Below are 15,713 nucleotides of genomic sequence, written 5' to 3' on the forward strand. Positions count from 1 at the left end.
TCCTTATCGCCGCTCAGCAGGAAGTCTGGCGGCTTTGTTAACGTCATACCACCAGGTATCAAAGCCCAGGGAGTAGACAGGGCGCACGGCAGGCACGGAGAACTTATCCCAGCGCGCAAGGCGATCTTCGCCCATATACCACATTGGCAGCATGTAGTAGTTCCAGGTTAAGACCCTGTCGAGGGCGCGCCCGAGCGGCAGGAGCTTTTCTTTATCCCCCTGCGCCGCCACGATTTTCGCAATCAGCGCATCAATCGCCGGGCTTTTTACCCCCGGCGCATTGTAGGAGGAGTCGATGTAGCTGGAGGCCCAGGAGATTTGCAGGTCCGAGCTGGGCCACGGTTGGGCGGGCCACAGGCGCTGCATCATGTCGTAATCACGGCTGCGCATGCGGCTGGTGATCTGCGCGTTATCCACCTGGCGAATGTTCATGGTCACGCCCAGCCGCTCAAGATTGTGCTTAAACGGCAGCACCCACTGATCGTTGCCTCCGGATGAGAGCAGCAGCTCAAAGCTGAGCGGCTTGCCCGTTTTGGCATCCACACGTTTTTGATTCTTGAGGTGCCAGCCCGCGTCATCCAGCAGCTTGCTGGCCTTCAGCAGGTTGTCACGGTCGTAGCCGTCACCCTTCGATGCGGGCGGCTGAAATACGGTGGTGAACACCTGTGGCGGAACCTCCGCTTTTAGCGGCGCCAGCAGAACCAGTTCGTCGGCTTTCGGATAATCGCGCGCGGCGTATTCGGTATTCTGAAAATAGCTGTTGGCGCGGCTGTAGGCACCGTAAAACAGCGCTTTGTTCATCCACTCAAAATCAAAGGCCAGGGAGATGGCTTCCCGCACCCGGCGGTCATTAAATACCGGACGTTGAATATTAAACGCCAGCCAGCGCGTGTCTTGCGCAGACGCATTTTTGTGCTCGTCTTTGACGATATAGCCTTTAGCAAAATTTTTGCCGATGTAGCGGGTCGCCCAGTTTTTGGCGCTATTCTCGACGCGCAAATCGAATGCCCCGGCTTTGAACGCCTCAAACGCCACGTTATCGTCGAGGTAGTAATCATAACGAAGGGTGTCGAAGTTCCAGCGCCCGCGGTTTACCGGCAGATTGGCCGCCCAGTAATCTTTGACGCGGGAATAGACGAGATATTGCCCCATGCGCCAGTCGGTGATGCGGTAGGGGCCGCCAGCCAGTGGTGGCGTTGAGAGCGGGTCGCTCAGCTTATGATCTTTCCAGAACGATTCCGGCATCACCGGCAGCGAGAACAGGCTCAGCATGTTCTCTTTGTTGGGGTCGCTCAGTTCGATGCGCACGGTGAGCGGCGCAATGACTCTGACCGATGCGCCTTTATACACGATGCGGAACTGGGGCACGCCTTCGGTCATGAATTTATGGAAGGTGAACGCAACGTCGCTGGCCTTAACCGGCGTGCCATCGTGAAAACGTGCTCGCGGGTTCAGCGAGATTTCCGCCCAGGCAAAGTTATCGGCGTAGCGCACGTTCTCGGCAATCAGCGGATAATAGCTGCCAGGTTCGTCATCGGAGGTGACAAAGAGCGTATCGTAAAGGGATTCCGTCCGCGCGGCCGCCACGCCGCGCAGGGCGTAGCGGTTGAAGTTGTCGAAGGTTCCCGTGGCGGAAAGCGTGACCTTACCGCCCTTCGGCGCGGCAGGGTTGACGTAATCAAAGTGCGTAAAATTGACCGCGTATTTCGGCTCGCCAATCACCGCGAAGGCGATATTTTCTTTGATGGCTTGCGCCTGGCTGGACAGGCTCGTGAATGCCAACATCAGCAACATAAAGCGCATAAGCATCTCGCGGCAGCTCCCTCTTTTACAGACCGGCTCGGTTAAGCTGAATAATAAGTGACGTCGCGGACAATGTGAAATTAATCGCCCTCGGGCGAAATATCAGGCCGCCATTCGCGGAACTGCGCCAGCGGCATCGGACGGCTAATCCAGTATCCCTGCAGGAAGTTAACGCCGTGTTCGCGCAGCCAGGCCGCCTGTTCCGGCGTCTCTACCCCTTCGGCGACGGTCGACATATTCAGTCGTCTTGCCAGCGTCAGAACGGCATCCAGCACCGGCGACGTCACGGTCTCAGTGCCGATCGCATTCACAAAACCACGGTCGATTTTGAGGTAGTCCATGGTGAAATGCTCAAGGTAAATCAGCGCGCTGTGGCCGGTTCCAAAATCATCGATGGCGATTTCAAACCCTTCGTTATGCAGCCATTCGAAGAGGCTGTTGGCTTCCCGATGGTTAAGCATATCGCGCTCGGTAATTTCCAGCACGATCTGGAAATAATCCGGCGGCAATAACGCTTTGAAGGTGCGCATATCGTCTTTAAAGCTTTCCGCATGCAGATGACCCGGCGCAATGTTGATGCCCACCTTTGCGCCCGGAGGTAACAGCGTTTGTAATACGGGAGCGTCGTGAATGATAAGATCAAAGAGATGCAGCGTCAGCGGGACAATCAGCTTCTGCGCTTCGGCAAAATTAATAAACGCGTCCGGCGGAATTTCTCCCATTGTCGGATGTTTCCAGCGCATCAGGACTTCAAGCCCGGTCATCCTGAGCGATTTGGCATCGACGACGGGCTGATAAACCACATAAAACTGACCGCGCTTGATGGCGCTTAAAATTTCTTTACCCGGGTTGAGACGCAGGGTGAGGATATAGAAGTTAAGCGACCCAGCCGCAATGCCGCATAATAGCCCGAAGAACAGGGCAAAAAGGATCTCCGCGCTTGTCCACTCCCTGGCGTACAGTTTGATGGTCAGAGGGACTTCTTTGATCGTCGCGGTTCGCGCTGGCGTTTGATGTAAATCACTCGCCCTGACAATGTTGCTCGACGAGGTGGATAATGCCTTGTCGCCGATGATAATCGCGATGCCGGCAAACTCGTCCTGGCGTGCGGTATAAAGCAGGTACGGCGTCAGGTTGAGATTCACAGAGGTGAACACGCCGCCGTCTTTTACTAAAGGATTACGATACCAGATGGCAATGGCAGGTCTATGGGGCAACATGGGCGTGCCGGGCAGAAGTGCGATATCAAGCGGCTTGTTGATGTGCAGTTCGGGTATCAGCTCCTCCATCGGGGTATTCATTGGCCCTGTGGCTGACGAGCAGAAGGCCAGTTTGTTTCTGACCAGCAGGAAGGCGCGCACGTTGATGCTGAAGGCTGCACGCGAGGTAAGCTCCGCGTTAACGTCCTGGCAATTATTTAGCGTGAGCGGCTGGAGCACATCGATAGAGGTTTTCAGCTCCTCGAAATAGTTCTCCATGTAGATGCGCACGTCCTTAATCAGCGTATCGAACCGGACTTCCCGCTTGTGGTAGCTCCAGAAAAACTGCAATGAACCCAGGAGAAGGGCTGTGACCAGGCCAGTAATAATGCTGAGGATCAGTATCTTTCTTTGACTGGAGAAGTAGCGGGTAAGCATAAACGTCGTGATTCCTGAAATGCCGCTGGATGTATTCAGTGTAACGGGCAAAAAAAAACACCGCCGAAGCAGTGCTTTTTTTTTATTGTATCGCCAGCCAAGGGATAACCAGCGATACAATCATCATATTAACTGCGGGTCAGTACGCGGCGCGCTTCGTTATAACGCTTCTTCCAGTACGGTTCGTTCATGCTGGAAATGGTCACACCGCTGCTGGTGGAGGCATGTACAAACTGGTCATTACCAATGTAGATGCCAACATGTCGACCTGTCGAACCGGCACGGAACAGAACTAAATCACCGGTGCGCAGTTTGGTACGTGAAATCGACTTGCCCATCTCCTGCTGTTCATAGGTCGAACGCGGAAGATCTAACCCAAATTGCTCGCGGAACGTACGCTGTACAAAACCGGAACAATCAATACCTGTTTTCGTGCTGCCGCCAAGACGATAACGCACGCCTTTCCAGTCAGCATACTGGTCCATAATGCGGGACTTCACGTCCAGATTACGTACCATATTTTCAAATTCATCCTGAGAGGCTTGCAGTGAAGAGGAATCTTCCATTCCCACAACACGCGTCTCAGGATGCATATTCTTCGCGGTGTTCGATGTACTACATGCAGATAACAGTACCGCGACTGCTATCGCCGGGATCCCCCGTAAGATATATCTCAGAAACGGTTGAGATTTGACCATTTTGTTTATTTTCCCTTGAAGTCCTTAACGACAAATATCGTTATAAAAATGCCAAACGTGACGAGACTAATTATCTGTTCACATCGAGACAATTCTTTCTGGTCACATTTGTGGCATAGCGCACAAAATTATTCACCATCGAAATAATTATCCCTATGGGGCAAAACGAGTTCGAGATTAACCGATTGCCAGGGGTATTGCGAGTAAAAAAAGCCTTTTTTTTATAAGAAAATGTGATACAGAAAGTAAAAATCCGTAATTGCTTAAAATGCGGTCAGATCCGAGGCTTTATCGCGCAATTGCTTCATTTTTATCATGAATGTGATGACAAGAATATGACACTGGGAAAAGATCGTGGCGGGAAGGCTATCGGGGATCATGTCGATCCCTGATAGCTCACGTTAATTTAGGTTAGTTATTTGTTCAATTATTGTTGCGCTTTATCGGGAAGGTAGCGATCGAACAGCGCTATTATCCTGTCGCTCAGTGGGGTCATCAAACACCACGGCAGCGCAATCAGCGCAACGGAGAGCGAACCGACGGCAATATCGGTGAACCAGTGAGCGCCAATCATTACGCGCGGGAAGGCAAAAACCACAAAAATAATCAGGGCTATGGCAAACGCTTTTCTGCCGAAATAGCGAAGCATAATTGCGGAAAAAATAAGCAGCATCATGCCGTGATCGCCAGGGAAACTCTCCTTCGACGCGTCTTTTGTTGGAATATGCAGCAGCTCACTGACGCGATAAATATCGGTGAAAAAGAGCGTTGGGCTGGAACGCTTAACCGGAATAATCGCGGTGGCCAGCTGGTTAATGATGACAGCAAACAGCAGCATCACCAGACCGATAATCAGAATACGTCGGCGTCCTGCTTTATCTTCTTTCAGCCAGAAAGAGAGCATCAGGCAGCCCATCGCCAGCAGCGAGAAGCCGTCAAAGGCGCGGTTGTTGGTGATGGCCACCAGCCACAGGAACGCATTGCTCTTTACCAGCTCCTGGTTGAAGAAGTGGAAGAGGGCAGAATCCAGTGGGAACCAGAAACCATGATTCACCGGGATATACCAGGAGAAGAAAAGCGCCAGACCGGCGACATTAAGCAGTAATATCAGGGGAAATCGAGTTGTCATAACGTTCTGCATTGAGTGAAAACTGGGGCAACGTTAGCCGCCCGAACTTAAACGAATCCTCAACAGGCTGGACTGGAGGGCATTCCAGTCGGCGTTAACCGCACTAATTAACTCTATTCGGCTGTCGGGCGGCGCCACGTTTTGCGTTTCAATAAAGAAATCGTCGCCCTGGCGGTTGATCCGCACCAGTCCGTCCGGCGTACGCATGATCCCTTTCACGCGATCGACGGGCGCAAGGCGGGCCCACTCCAGGATCCCAATGGTGTCGAAAACGGTTTCAGCATCAAAAATCCATCCGCAGGCCTGATATCCCTGACCGCTGTTCAGATTACGACGCCAGCGCTGGTGCTCCGGCAGACTCAGGGCTGCCAGCCCCTGCTTAACCGGATGACTGTGCGCATGCTCCGCGCTGGCGGGCAGCTCGGTGAGATTCAGACGAGGCAGGTCAAGCAGGGCGCTATCAATATTCCCCTGGGTGGCCTGCACCCGCGTGCGATTGCCGCCAAAATGGTGCCACCACGCCTCCAGCGCGGCCTGGCTTTCTGGCGTGGCGCGATCTTCCTTGTTGGCGACGATAACGTCCGCCGAGGCGAGCTGATCGCGGAAGTTCTCGTTGGCCAACGCCTTGTCATCCAGAAGCTGACGCGGATCGAGCAGGCACAGGGTGGCGCGCAGATCGATCCACGGCTCGTAAACCGGGGCGGTCAATAAATCGAGGATCTGCTTCGGGTGACCCAGCCCGGTGGGTTCAATCAGCAGGCGGTCAGGTTTGCCCTGACGCAGCAGGGTATTGAGCCCGACCTGCATCGGCAGGCCATTAACGCAGCACATGCATCCGCCAGGGATCTCTTTAATCATCGCACCGCTGGATGACAGCAACGCGCCGTCAATGCCCACCTCGCCAAATTCATTGACCAGCACGGCCCACTTCTCGGCCGGATCTTTATTCGCCAGCAGGTGGAGAATTGAGGTCGTTTTACCGCTGCCGAGAAAACCGGTGATGAGGTTGGTTTTGGTCACGTGCGCTCCGGATGAGAATTGTGATGCGATAACACTGTTCTCTATCCTGGCGAAAAACGGGCCCCGTGAGAAGGGGAAGGGCGAACGGAGGCCTCATCCGTTCGCATTAAGCGCAATAATCGTTAAAGATTTAACGTTTCGATAACAGCCTGACGCGCGCCGTGGCGGGTAATGCGCTCATAGGCCTGGCTGACAGCCTCCACAAAAACGCGATTACGCGCAAGATCGTGACCGAAGACCTCACTCAGCCCCAGCAGCGCGTGGACGCGGTCAGCGTCGCTGCTGGCGTTGACGATGGCGCGGATTTTATCGCTGAGGGGATCGCGAACGTCAATCGCGTTTCCGCGTTCGTCGGTACCGCTGACGTAGCGTATCCAGCCGGCCACGCCCAGCGCCAGCAGCGACCACGGCGTATTTCGCTCAAGATGAACGCGGATCCCGTCCAGCATTCTCTGGGGCAGCTTCTGGCTACCGTCCATCGCGATTTGCCAGGTCCGATGCTGGAGGGCCGGGTTGGCAAAGCGTTCGATCAGGCTATCGGCGTATGCGGTGAGGTCGACATCCTTAATGCGCAACGTGGGGGCCTGTTCGTCCAGCATCAGCCGACGGGCGGCTTCACGGAATGCCGCGTCCTCCATGCATTCATTTATATGAGCGTAGCCCGCGAGGTACCCCAGATACGCCAGGAAAGAGTGGCTGCCGTTAAGCATGCGTAATTTCATCTGCTCCCACGGCAGCACATCCTGCACCATCTGGACACCCGCCACTTCCCACTCGGGACGCCCGGCGACAAAATTATCTTCTATGACCCACTGAATGAACGGCTCGCAGCTGATGGCGCACGGATCTTCCACGCCGAGCGCGTTGGTGATTTCCGCCAGCGAGGCCTCCGTCGCGGCGGGCACAATCCTGTCGACCATCGTCCCCGGGAAACTCACGTGGCTATCAATCCATTCAGATAACCCGGCGGAACGTTTTTGCGCCATGCCCAGCACCGCGTTTTTCACCACGTGCCCGTTGTCAGGGATATTGTCGCAGGACAGCACGGTAAACGCAGGCAGGCCGCGCTCGCGGCGGCGGTGGAGGGCTTCGACCAGGATGCCAGGGGCCGAATGTGGCTCGGAGGGGTTTTCAAGGTCGTGGACGATCCGGGGGTTATTCAGATCGAGTTTTCCGGTCGCGGGATCGATGCAATAGCCTTTTTCCGTGATGGTGAGCGAGACAATCGCAACCTGAGGCTCGCAAAATTTCTCAATAATGGCGGGCAGGGAGTCCAGCTTTGCGTTCAGGCATTCATGGACAGCACCGACGATAATGGCCTCATTTCCTTCAGCCCCTTTTTCCAGCACGGTGAACAGATGATCCTGCGCGCGCAGCTGGCTCATCAGCACATCGCCGCTGAAAAGGCTAATCTCACAAATCCCCCAGTCGCCGCCTTTTTCATTCAGCACCCGATTTGTTAACAATGCCTGGTGCGCACGGTGAAACGCGCCAAAGCCAAAGTGGACGATGCGGGAGCGTAATGACTGGCGATCGTAGCGAGGTTGCTGAACCTGGGCAGGAAGGGCGGTGGAGGCAATTGTCTTCATGAGATACACACCTGATTAACTATTAATTAACAATGTCAGTGTAAAGTTATATGACAGCAAATTAAATTGGTGAGCCGTAAATATCCCCGTTATGTGAGTTTGATCAATCAATGTGTGGCGGTGTATTGACCCTTCACGGCAAACATGTATGGTAGTCGTCATTGCAGTAGCACATATTGGTATAACAACTTAAGAGGGTGAGGCAATGGAACAAACCTGGCGGTGGTACGGGCCGAACGATCCGGTTTCTCTTGATGATGTGCGTCAGGCTGGCGCAACGGGTGTCGTCACGGCGCTGCATCATATTCCTAACGGTCAGGTCTGGCCGGTAGAGGAAATACAGACGCGTCAGGCGCTGTTGGCGGAGAAGGGATTAACCTGGTCTGTGGTAGAAAGCATTCCGGTTCACGAAGACATCAAAACCCATTCAGGGGAGTACCAGACCTGGATTGCTAACTACCAGCAGAGCATCCGTAACCTTGCGGCCTGCGGCATTGATACGGTTTGCTACAACTTTATGCCTATCCTGGACTGGACACGAACCGACCTTGAATATCAGATGCCGGACGGCTCGAAAGCGCTGCGCTTCGATCAGATTGCCTTTGCGGCATTCGAACTGCACATTCTGAAACGCCCTGGCGCAGAAGCGGATTACACCGCGGATGAGCAGCAGCAGGCGCTCGCGTGGTTTAACGCCGCCTGTGACGCAGATATCGAAAAGCTGACCCGTAATATTATTGCGGGCCTGCCTGGGGCTGAAGAAGGGTATACGCTGGATCAGTTCCGCGCCCGCCTGGCGGAATACGGCGATATTGATAAGCAGCAGCTGCGTGAAAACATGGCGTATTTCCTGCGCGCTATCGTGCCGGTTGCGGAAGAGGTAGGGGTTCGCCTGGCCGTACATCCGGACGATCCACCGCGTCCAATCCTCGGCCTGCCGCGTATCGTGTCCACGATTGAAGATATGCAGTGGCTGAAAGAGACGGTCGACAGCATCTATAACGGCTTCACCATGTGTACCGGCTCCTACGGTGTGCGGGCGGATAACGACCTGGTGCGGATGATTGAAACCTTCGGCGATCGTATCCACTTCACGCATCTGCGTGCGACCTGCCGTGAAGAGAATCCAAAAACCTTCCATGAGGCGGCGCACCTGGGCGGTGATGTGAATATGGTGGCGGTGGTAGACGCCATTCTGGCGGAAGAGGCGCGTCGCAAGCAGATTGGCGATGTGCGTCCTATTCCGTTCCGTCCTGACCACGGCCATCAGATGCTGGATGATCTGCGTAAGAAAACTAACCCGGGTTATTCGGCGATTGGCCGTCTTAAAGGGATGGCGGAAGTGCGCGGCGTTGAGCTGGCGCTGAAGATGACGAAGTATCCGGAGCTGCTGTAACCGGCATTGCCGGGTGGCGGCTTCGCCTTACCCAGCCTACGAAAACACAAAAACCGGCTTCAGGGCCGGTTTTTTCGTGGGTCGGGTAAGCGTAGCGCCACCCGACAAATGCCGCAATCAGTCAGCGCGGCCCATATAGCGTTTTTCTTCGATATGGATGCGGATCTTCTCGCCAGCAGAGAGGTATTCCGGTACCTGCACAACCAGGCCGGTCGTCAGGGTCGCCGGTTTGTTGCGGGCACTTGCGGATGCGCCTTTGATGCCAGGTGCCGTTTCAACGATTTCCAGATCGACCGTCTGAGGCAGTTCCAGCGCCAGCAGCACGCCGTCCCAGGTCAGAACCTGCATGTCTGGCATACCGCCTTCCGGGATGAACAGCAGCTCTTCTTCAATCTGATCTTTGGTGAAGATGTACGGGGTGTAATCTTCTTTGTCCATGAACACATATTCGTTGCCGTCGATATAGGAGAAATCAACATAGCGACGGGTCAGGGTGACGGTATCGACGATATCGTCACCTTTAAAGCGCTCTTCCACCTTCAGGCCGGTACGCACATCGGCGAAACGCATTTTGTACAGCGTAGCTGCACCACGGGCGCTTGGTGCCTGAATATCGATATCTTTCACAATCAGCAGTTTGCCGTTGTAATTCAGTACCATACCTTTCTTAATTTCGTTCGCTCTTGGCATTGCAGTAATCCTGTTTACGGGAGGTAAAAAATATCGCGCCAAATTACTCGCGCGCGGCCTTTCAGGCAAGAGGAATTCGTGGCTTTTGCTATCAATACACAAAAGGTGTTACTGTGCGCGCGATGCCCGACTGTACGGGCATCCGCCAGCGAAAGAGAGCATTTATGGATTGCCGTCCCGATTGTGGCGCGTGCTGTACTGCACCGTCCATTTCAAGCCCCATTCCAGGAATGCCCGAGGGCAAGCCTGCCAATACCCGCTGCGTTCAGCTCTCGGAAACCAACCTGTGCATGATCTTTGGCTCACCGCTGCGTCCGAAGGTCTGCTCCGGGCTTCAGCCCACGGCCGAAATGTGTGGCAGCACGCGCGAGCAGGCGATGACGTACCTTCTTGAGCTTGAATCGCTCACCGCACCTTAAACGTCTTTAATCTTCGCCAGGCAGCCCATCGTCAGCGTACACATCGCCAGCGCAATCCAGAACACCGTGTGATAGTTCCAGATTTCGGCCACAACACCGGCCATTGAGCCGGCAATAATCCAGCCCACACGGGTGGTATTAGTATAAAGGGTGGTGGCAGAGCCTGCCTGGCCCGGCATCAGGTCCTGGAAATAGAGCATGCCTATCCCGGCGAGAATGCCAATATAGATGGCGTTCAGCAGCTGTAACGCCAGCAATAGCTCAGGCGTATGTACCGTCAGCATGCCGAGATAGAACAGCAGACCGGCGACGGCGGCGATGCGCATTAAAAAACGTTTCCCGAAGCGCTTCGCGTAATAGCCTGCGATAAGCATGGTCGGGATCTCAAGCCCGGCTGCGGTACCCATCATGATGCCCGCCAGCTTCTCCGACAGGTGCAGTTCATTAATAATAAACAGCGGCATATTGATGATATACAGGCTATTGGTGCCCCACATCAGCGTGCAGATCGCGAACAGGAGCAGGGCATCGCGGCGGTTACGGCGCGGCGCTTCCAGCACGCCCGTTGCCACTTTGGGCTCTTTGCGCATGGACGGCAGGAAGAACCACACCAGCGCGCCGCACGCCACAAACGCGACCGCCGCGCTCAGGTACATCACCGTAAAGCCAAAACCCATCGCCAGCGCGTAAGCCAGCGGCGGGCCAATCACCCACGCCAGCGACACCTGTGCACGCAGGACAGAGCTGAACATCACCGCTTCACGTCCAGTATGGTCGGCGTGTTCGCGGGCAAGCGCGAACAGCTGTGGGTTCGCCGTCGAACCAAAGCTGCTCAGGAATACCCCGACGAAAAGCAGAATGAAGTAGTTGCGGTTCCAGGCAAACAGAACGCAGGCCAAAACCCCCAGCAGGCAGCAGAAAACGATCAGGCTTTTACGATCGCCTTTTCTGTCGGATCGCCCCGCCAGGAACTGACTGACCAGGATGCCGATGATGGCGCTTCCGGTAAAAAAGAAGCCAACCAGCGCCGGACGAACATGAACTTCATTGGTCAAAAATAAGCTCAGCGTCGGCGTCTGTAACGCACCGGCAATGCCTGTGAAGAAGGCAACAATCAGAAAGGCCGCTGAGGTCAAATCAAAGGGCTTCGGCGAGGCAGCCGCAGAGGTGTTATGCATGTTTTATAATTAACGAGTAACAGAGAGGGGCGGAGTGTACGCCGTCAGCTAAAAAATAAACAGTGGGTGCGGTCAATGATGCCACGAAAAATCAAAATGGCATTTCATCTTGCATCCACATCGGCTGACCTTAGCTGAAACTGACTTGCTGAACTTCAGCAAAATTCAGCTGAACGAAGAAGAAATGTGCTGTATCTCTAAATTCTGCAATCTGAAATACGAGTTTTCTTGCAAGGCATTGCAGAAAGCGCAAGACTTTTTGAAACGTTTCAGCGCTATCTTGTTTTAACAAACGGAGCAGGCTAGCGCATTTTTTCTCATTAAAGCTGAAACGATTCAAGTTCAGCAGGAGTGGAGAACCATGTTCCAGTTATCTGTTCAGGATATCCACCCGGGCGCTCAGGCCGGGGATAAAGAAGAGGCTATTCGCCAGGTTGCCGCTGCGCTTGTGCAGGCGGGTAACGTCGCGGACGGCTATGTCAACGGCATGCTGGCGCGCGAGCAGCAGACCTCAACCTTCCTCGGCAATGGGATCGCCATTCCGCACGGCACCACCGACACCCGCGATCAGGTGTTGAAAACCGGCGTTAAGGTTTACCAGTTCCCGCAGGGCGTGCTCTGGGGAGACGGTCAGGTGGCTTATGTGGCCATCGGTATCGCGGCCAGCAGTGACGAACACTTAGGTCTGCTGCGTCAGCTGACGCATGTCCTGAGCGATGACGCGGTGGCTGAACAGCTTAAATCCGCCACCACCGCGGAAGAGCTGCGTGCGTTGCTGATGGGCGAAAAACAGAGCGAAGCGCTGAAACTGGATAATGAAACGCTGACGCTGGATGTGGTTGCCTCCGATCTGGTGACGCTGCAGGCGCTGAACGCGGGCCGCCTGAAAGAAGCCGGCGCGGCGGATGCCACCTTTGTGACGCGCGTGATTAACGATAAGCCGTTGAATCTGGGTCAGGGCATCTGGCTGAACGACAGTGCTGAAGGCAACCTGCGCAGTGCGATTGCCGTGAGCCGTGCGGCCAATGCATTTGACGTAGAAGGCGAACGCGCGGCCATGCTGGTGACCGTGGCGATGGCTAATGAACAGCCTGTTTCCGTGCTGAAGCGTCTGGGCGACCTGCTACTGAACAACAAAGCTGAAAAGCTGCTGAACGCTGATGCCTCCACCGTACTGGCACTGCTGACCAGTGATGATGCGCTGACGGATGACGTGCAAACCGCGGAGTTCGTGGTGCGTAACGAACACGGCCTGCATGCCCGTCCGGGCACCATGTTGGTGAATACCATTAAACAATTCGAGAGCGAGATTACCGTGGCGAATCTTGACGGCACGGGCAAACCGGCCAACGGCCGTAGTCTGATGAAAGTGGTCGCGCTGGGCGTGAAGAAAGGCCACCGTCTGCGTTTCACCGCGCAGGGTACCGATGCTGAACAGGCACTGAAAGCGATTGGCGATGCCATCGCGGCGGGTCTGGGGGAGGGCGCATAATGAGCAGACGTGTTGCGACTATTACGCTGAACCCGGCTTATGACCTGGTAGGATTTTGCCCGGAAATTGAGCGCGGCGAAGTCAACCTCGTGCGTACCACCGGCCTGCATGCTGCGGGCAAAGGGATTAACGTCGCGAAAGTGCTCAAGGATCTCGGTATTGATGTCACCGTGGGCGGATTCCTCGGTAAAGACAACCAGGATGGGTTCCAGCAGTTGTTCAGCGAGCTGGGCATTGCCAACCGTTTTCAGGTTGTTCAGGGCCGTACTCGTATCAACGTTAAGCTGACGGAGAAAGACGGTGAAGTAACCGATCTGAACTTCTCGGGCTTCGAAGTGACGCCGTCAGACTGGGAACGCTTTGTCAACGACTCGCTGACCTGGCTGGGGCAGTTTGACATGGTCTGCGTCAGCGGCAGCCTGCCGTCCGGCGTCAGCCCAGAGGCGTTTACCGACTGGATGACGCGCCTGCGCAGCCAGTGCCCATGCATTATTTTTGACAGCAGCCGTGACGCGCTGGTTGCGGGCCTGAAAGCCTCACCGTGGCTGGTGAAGCCGAATCGCCGCGAGCTGGAGATCTGGGCGGGCCGTAAGCTGCCAGAATTAAAAGATGTGATTGACGCTGCCCATGCGCTGCGCGAGCAGGGTATCGCTCACGTGGTGATCTCGCTTGGTGCAGAAGGCGCGTTGTGGGTTAACGCGTCTGGCGAATGGATCGCCAAACCGCCGTCAATGGAAGTTGTGAGTACCGTTGGCGCAGGGGATTCCATGGTTGGCGGCCTGATTTATGGTCTGCTGATGCGGGAATCCAGTGAACATACCTTACGTCTTGCCACTGCCGTTGCTGCCCTGGCCGTCAGCCAGAGCAATGTCGGTATTACCGATCGTACCCAGTTAGCCGCGATGATGGCGCGCGTTGACTTAAAACCTTTTAACTAACAGCAGGAGAGGAATAATGAAAACGCTGCTGATCATTGACTCCGGTCTCGGACAGGCTCGCGCCTATATGGCGAAGACCTTGCTGGGCGCGGCGGCACAAAAAGCACATCTGGAGATTATCGATAATCCAGGTGATGCAGAACTGGCCATTGTCCTGGGTGACAAAATCCCGGCTGACAGTGCGCTGAACGGTAAAAAAGTGTGGCTGGGCGATATTAATCGCGCGGTGGCGCACCCGGAACTGTTCCTGAGCGAAGCGAAAGGTCACGCGTCTGTCTACAGCGCGCCTGTCGCGACGGCACAGGCTGCGGCCACGGGGCCAAAACGCATTGTGGCGGTGACGGCCTGCCCGACGGGGGTGGCTCACACCTTTATGGCGGCTGAAGCTATTGAAACCGAAGCGAAAAAACGCGGCTGGTGGGTAAAAGTTGAAACGCGCGGCTCCGTCGGTGCCGGCAACGCGATCACCCCTGATGAAGTGGCGGAGGCCGATCTGGTGATTGTGGCGGCGGATATCGAAGTGGACCTCGCGAAATTTGCCGGTAAGCCAATGTACCGTACCTCCACCGGCCTGGCGCTGAAAAAGACCGCGCAGGAGTTTGATAAAGCGCTGGTAGAAGCTAAGCCGTATCAGGCAACCGGCGCGCGTCAGACCGCGACGGAAGGGAAGAAAGAGTCCGCAGGCGCCTATCGCCACCTGCTGACCGGTGTGTCTTACATGCTGCCGATGGTGGTCGCGGGCGGTCTGTGTATCGCGCTCTCGTTCGCGTTTGGTATCACGGCGTTTAAAGAACAAGGCACGCTGGCGGCTGCGCTAATGCAGATCGGCGGTGGCTCAGCCTTCGCTCTGATGGTGCCGGTACTGGCGGGCTTTATTGCCTTCTCCATTGCTGACCGTCCGGGTCTGACCCCGGGTCTTATCGGCGGTATGCTGGCCGTGAGCACCGGTTCCGGCTTTATCGGCGGTATTATTGCGGGCTTCCTCGCCGGTTACGTCGCGAAGCTGATTAGCTCGAAGCTGAAGCTGCCGCAGAGTATGGAAGCGCTGAAGCCGATTCTGATCATCCCGCTGATTTCCAGCCTGGTGGTCGGTCTGGCGATGATTTACCTGATTGGTAAGCCGGTAGCGGGCATCCTGGCGGGTCTGACCCACTGGCTGCAAACCATGGGTACCGCGAATGCGGTTCTGCTGGGTGCAATCCTCGGCGGCATGATGTGTACCGACATGGGTGGTCCGGTGAACAAAGCGGCGTACGCCTTTGGTGTGGGCCTGCTGAGTACCCAGACTTACGCGCCGATGGCGGCGATCATGGCAGCTGGAATGGTGCCTCCGCTGGCGCTCGGCCTGGCGACGATTATTGCCCGTCGTAAGTTCGATAAAGCGCAGCAGGAAGGCGGTAAAGCCGCGCTGGTGCTGGGTCTGTGCTTCATTACCGAAGGGGCGATTCCGTTCGCGGCGCGTGACCCAATGCGTGTGCTGCCGTGCTGTATCGTGGGTGGTGCGGTAACGGGGGCGATCTCCATGGCGATTGGCGCGAAGCTGATGGCACCACACGGCGGTCTGTTCGTGCTGCTGATCCCTGGCGCCATCACCCCGGTACTGGGCTATCTGCTGGCGATTGTTGCCGGTACGCTGGTGGCGGGCCTCTCTTACGCGGTGCTGAAACGTCCGGAAGCGGAAGTGGTGGCGAAAGCAGCGTAAGCGGTAAGCAATAAAAAAGCCG

Annotated in this window: 13 protein-coding genes; 5 read left to right on the forward strand and 8 right to left on the reverse strand. The window is 55.6% G+C overall.

Annotated elements, in window-relative coordinates:
* Positions 1-3: 3 nt before the first annotated feature.
* From CWR52_RS19710 to CWR52_RS19735, 6 genes are all read right to left on the reverse strand, one after another.
* Entirely contained in the window at positions 4-1,809 is a 1,806-nt protein-coding gene (locus CWR52_RS19710; protein WP_104950495.1) for an extracellular solute-binding protein, read from the reverse strand.
* Between the two features lie 74 nt (positions 1,810-1,883).
* The gene (locus tag CWR52_RS19715; RefSeq protein ID WP_104950496.1) at positions 1,884-3,440 is read right to left on the reverse strand and encodes a cyclic di-GMP phosphodiesterase; all 1,557 of its coding nucleotides are present in this window, start codon (positions 3,438-3,440) and stop codon (positions 1,884-1,886) included.
* 128 nt (positions 3,441-3,568) lie between these two features.
* Positions 3,569-4,138: a bifunctional murein DD-endopeptidase/murein LD-carboxypeptidase gene (gene mepS / locus CWR52_RS19720; RefSeq protein ID WP_008500946.1), complete on the reverse strand. Its 570-nt coding sequence runs from the start codon at positions 4,136-4,138 to the stop codon at positions 3,569-3,571.
* A gap of 427 nt (positions 4,139-4,565) precedes the next feature.
* On the reverse strand, positions 4,566-5,267 hold the full coding sequence (locus CWR52_RS19725; protein ID WP_167467784.1) for a phosphatase PAP2 family protein: 702 nt from the start codon (positions 5,265-5,267) through the stop codon (positions 4,566-4,568).
* Positions 5,268-5,300: 33 nt separating this feature from the next.
* Entirely contained in the window at positions 5,301-6,287 is a 987-nt protein-coding gene (locus tag CWR52_RS19730) for a CobW family GTP-binding protein (protein WP_104950498.1), read from the reverse strand.
* Between the two features lie 122 nt (positions 6,288-6,409).
* Positions 6,410-7,876: a mannitol dehydrogenase family protein gene (locus CWR52_RS19735; RefSeq protein WP_104950499.1), complete on the reverse strand. Its 1,467-nt coding sequence runs from the start codon at positions 7,874-7,876 to the stop codon at positions 6,410-6,412.
* Between the two features lie 205 nt (positions 7,877-8,081).
* On the opposite strand from CWR52_RS19735, the gene uxuA reads away from it, so the two are divergent.
* Positions 8,082-9,272, forward strand: coding sequence for a mannonate dehydratase (gene uxuA, locus CWR52_RS19740; RefSeq protein ID WP_104950500.1), 1,191 nt, complete (start codon positions 8,082-8,084; stop codon positions 9,270-9,272).
* A 117-nt stretch (positions 9,273-9,389) separates the two neighbouring features.
* Here the strand turns inward: uxuA and yeiP are convergent, their stop codons facing one another.
* Positions 9,390-9,962 (reverse strand): elongation factor P-like protein YeiP, encoded by a 573-nt coding sequence (gene yeiP, locus CWR52_RS19745; RefSeq protein ID WP_008500940.1) that lies wholly within the window; start codon positions 9,960-9,962, stop codon positions 9,390-9,392.
* Positions 9,963-10,126: 164 nt separating this feature from the next.
* On the opposite strand from yeiP, the gene CWR52_RS19750 reads away from it, so the two are divergent.
* Positions 10,127-10,381, forward strand: a complete 255-nt coding sequence (locus tag CWR52_RS19750; protein WP_045908692.1) for a YkgJ family cysteine cluster protein — start codon at positions 10,127-10,129, stop codon at positions 10,379-10,381.
* On the opposite strand, the gene setB is transcribed toward CWR52_RS19750, so the two are convergent.
* On the reverse strand, positions 10,378-11,559 hold the full coding sequence (gene setB, locus CWR52_RS19755) for a sugar efflux transporter SetB (RefSeq protein ID WP_104950501.1): 1,182 nt from the start codon (positions 11,557-11,559) through the stop codon (positions 10,378-10,380). The two genes, CWR52_RS19750 and setB, sit on opposite strands and share 4 nt — an antisense overlap.
* A 361-nt stretch (positions 11,560-11,920) precedes the next feature.
* On the opposite strand from setB, the gene fruB reads away from it, so the two are divergent.
* Genes fruB through fruA form a run of 3 tightly spaced genes read left to right on the forward strand, consistent with a single transcriptional unit; the run spans position 11,921 to position 15,691 of the window.
* Positions 11,921-13,051, forward strand: a complete 1,131-nt coding sequence (gene fruB, locus CWR52_RS19765; RefSeq protein ID WP_104950502.1) for a fused PTS fructose transporter subunit IIA/HPr protein — start codon at positions 11,921-11,923, stop codon at positions 13,049-13,051.
* The gene (gene fruK, locus CWR52_RS19770) at positions 13,051-13,989 is read left to right on the forward strand and encodes a 1-phosphofructokinase (RefSeq protein ID WP_008500936.1); all 939 of its coding nucleotides are present in this window, start codon (positions 13,051-13,053) and stop codon (positions 13,987-13,989) included. Before fruB ends, fruK begins: the two co-directional genes overlap by 1 nt.
* A 16-nt stretch (positions 13,990-14,005) precedes the next feature.
* Positions 14,006-15,691: a PTS fructose transporter subunit IIBC gene (gene fruA, locus CWR52_RS19775; protein ID WP_104950503.1), complete on the forward strand. Its 1,686-nt coding sequence runs from the start codon at positions 14,006-14,008 to the stop codon at positions 15,689-15,691.
* The last annotated feature ends 22 nt before the right edge of the window (positions 15,692-15,713 follow it).

The organism is Enterobacter sp. SGAir0187 (assembly GCF_002952735.2).
Classification (GTDB): domain Bacteria; phylum Pseudomonadota; class Gammaproteobacteria; order Enterobacterales; family Enterobacteriaceae; genus Enterobacter; species Enterobacter quasiroggenkampii.

Excerpts from the sequence above, each read along its gene's own strand:
- CWR52_RS19710 (WP_104950495.1), bottom strand. The coding sequence starts at position 1,809 with ATGCTTATGCGCTTTATGTTGCTGATGTTGGCATTCACGAGCCTGTCC.
- CWR52_RS19715 (WP_104950496.1), bottom strand. The coding sequence starts at position 3,440 with ATGCTTACCCGCTACTTCTCCAGTCAAAGAAAGATACTGATCCTCAGC.
- mepS (WP_008500946.1), bottom strand. The coding sequence starts at position 4,138 with ATGGTCAAATCTCAACCGTTTCTGAGATATATCTTACGGGGGATCCCG.
- CWR52_RS19725 (WP_167467784.1), bottom strand. The coding sequence starts at position 5,267 with ATGACAACTCGATTTCCCCTGATATTACTGCTTAATGTCGCCGGTCTG.
- CWR52_RS19735 (WP_104950499.1), bottom strand. The coding sequence starts at position 7,876 with ATGAAGACAATTGCCTCCACCGCCCTTCCTGCCCAGGTTCAGCAACCT.
- uxuA (WP_104950500.1), top strand. The coding sequence starts at position 8,082 with ATGGAACAAACCTGGCGGTGGTACGGGCCGAACGATCCGGTTTCTCTT.
- yeiP (WP_008500940.1), bottom strand. The coding sequence starts at position 9,962 with ATGCCAAGAGCGAACGAAATTAAGAAAGGTATGGTACTGAATTACAAC.
- CWR52_RS19750 (WP_045908692.1), top strand. The coding sequence starts at position 10,127 with ATGGATTGCCGTCCCGATTGTGGCGCGTGCTGTACTGCACCGTCCATT.
- setB (WP_104950501.1), bottom strand. The coding sequence starts at position 11,559 with ATGCATAACACCTCTGCGGCTGCCTCGCCGAAGCCCTTTGATTTGACC.
- fruB (WP_104950502.1), top strand. The coding sequence starts at position 11,921 with ATGTTCCAGTTATCTGTTCAGGATATCCACCCGGGCGCTCAGGCCGGG.
- fruK (WP_008500936.1), top strand. The coding sequence starts at position 13,051 with ATGAGCAGACGTGTTGCGACTATTACGCTGAACCCGGCTTATGACCTG.
- fruA (WP_104950503.1), top strand. The coding sequence starts at position 14,006 with ATGAAAACGCTGCTGATCATTGACTCCGGTCTCGGACAGGCTCGCGCC.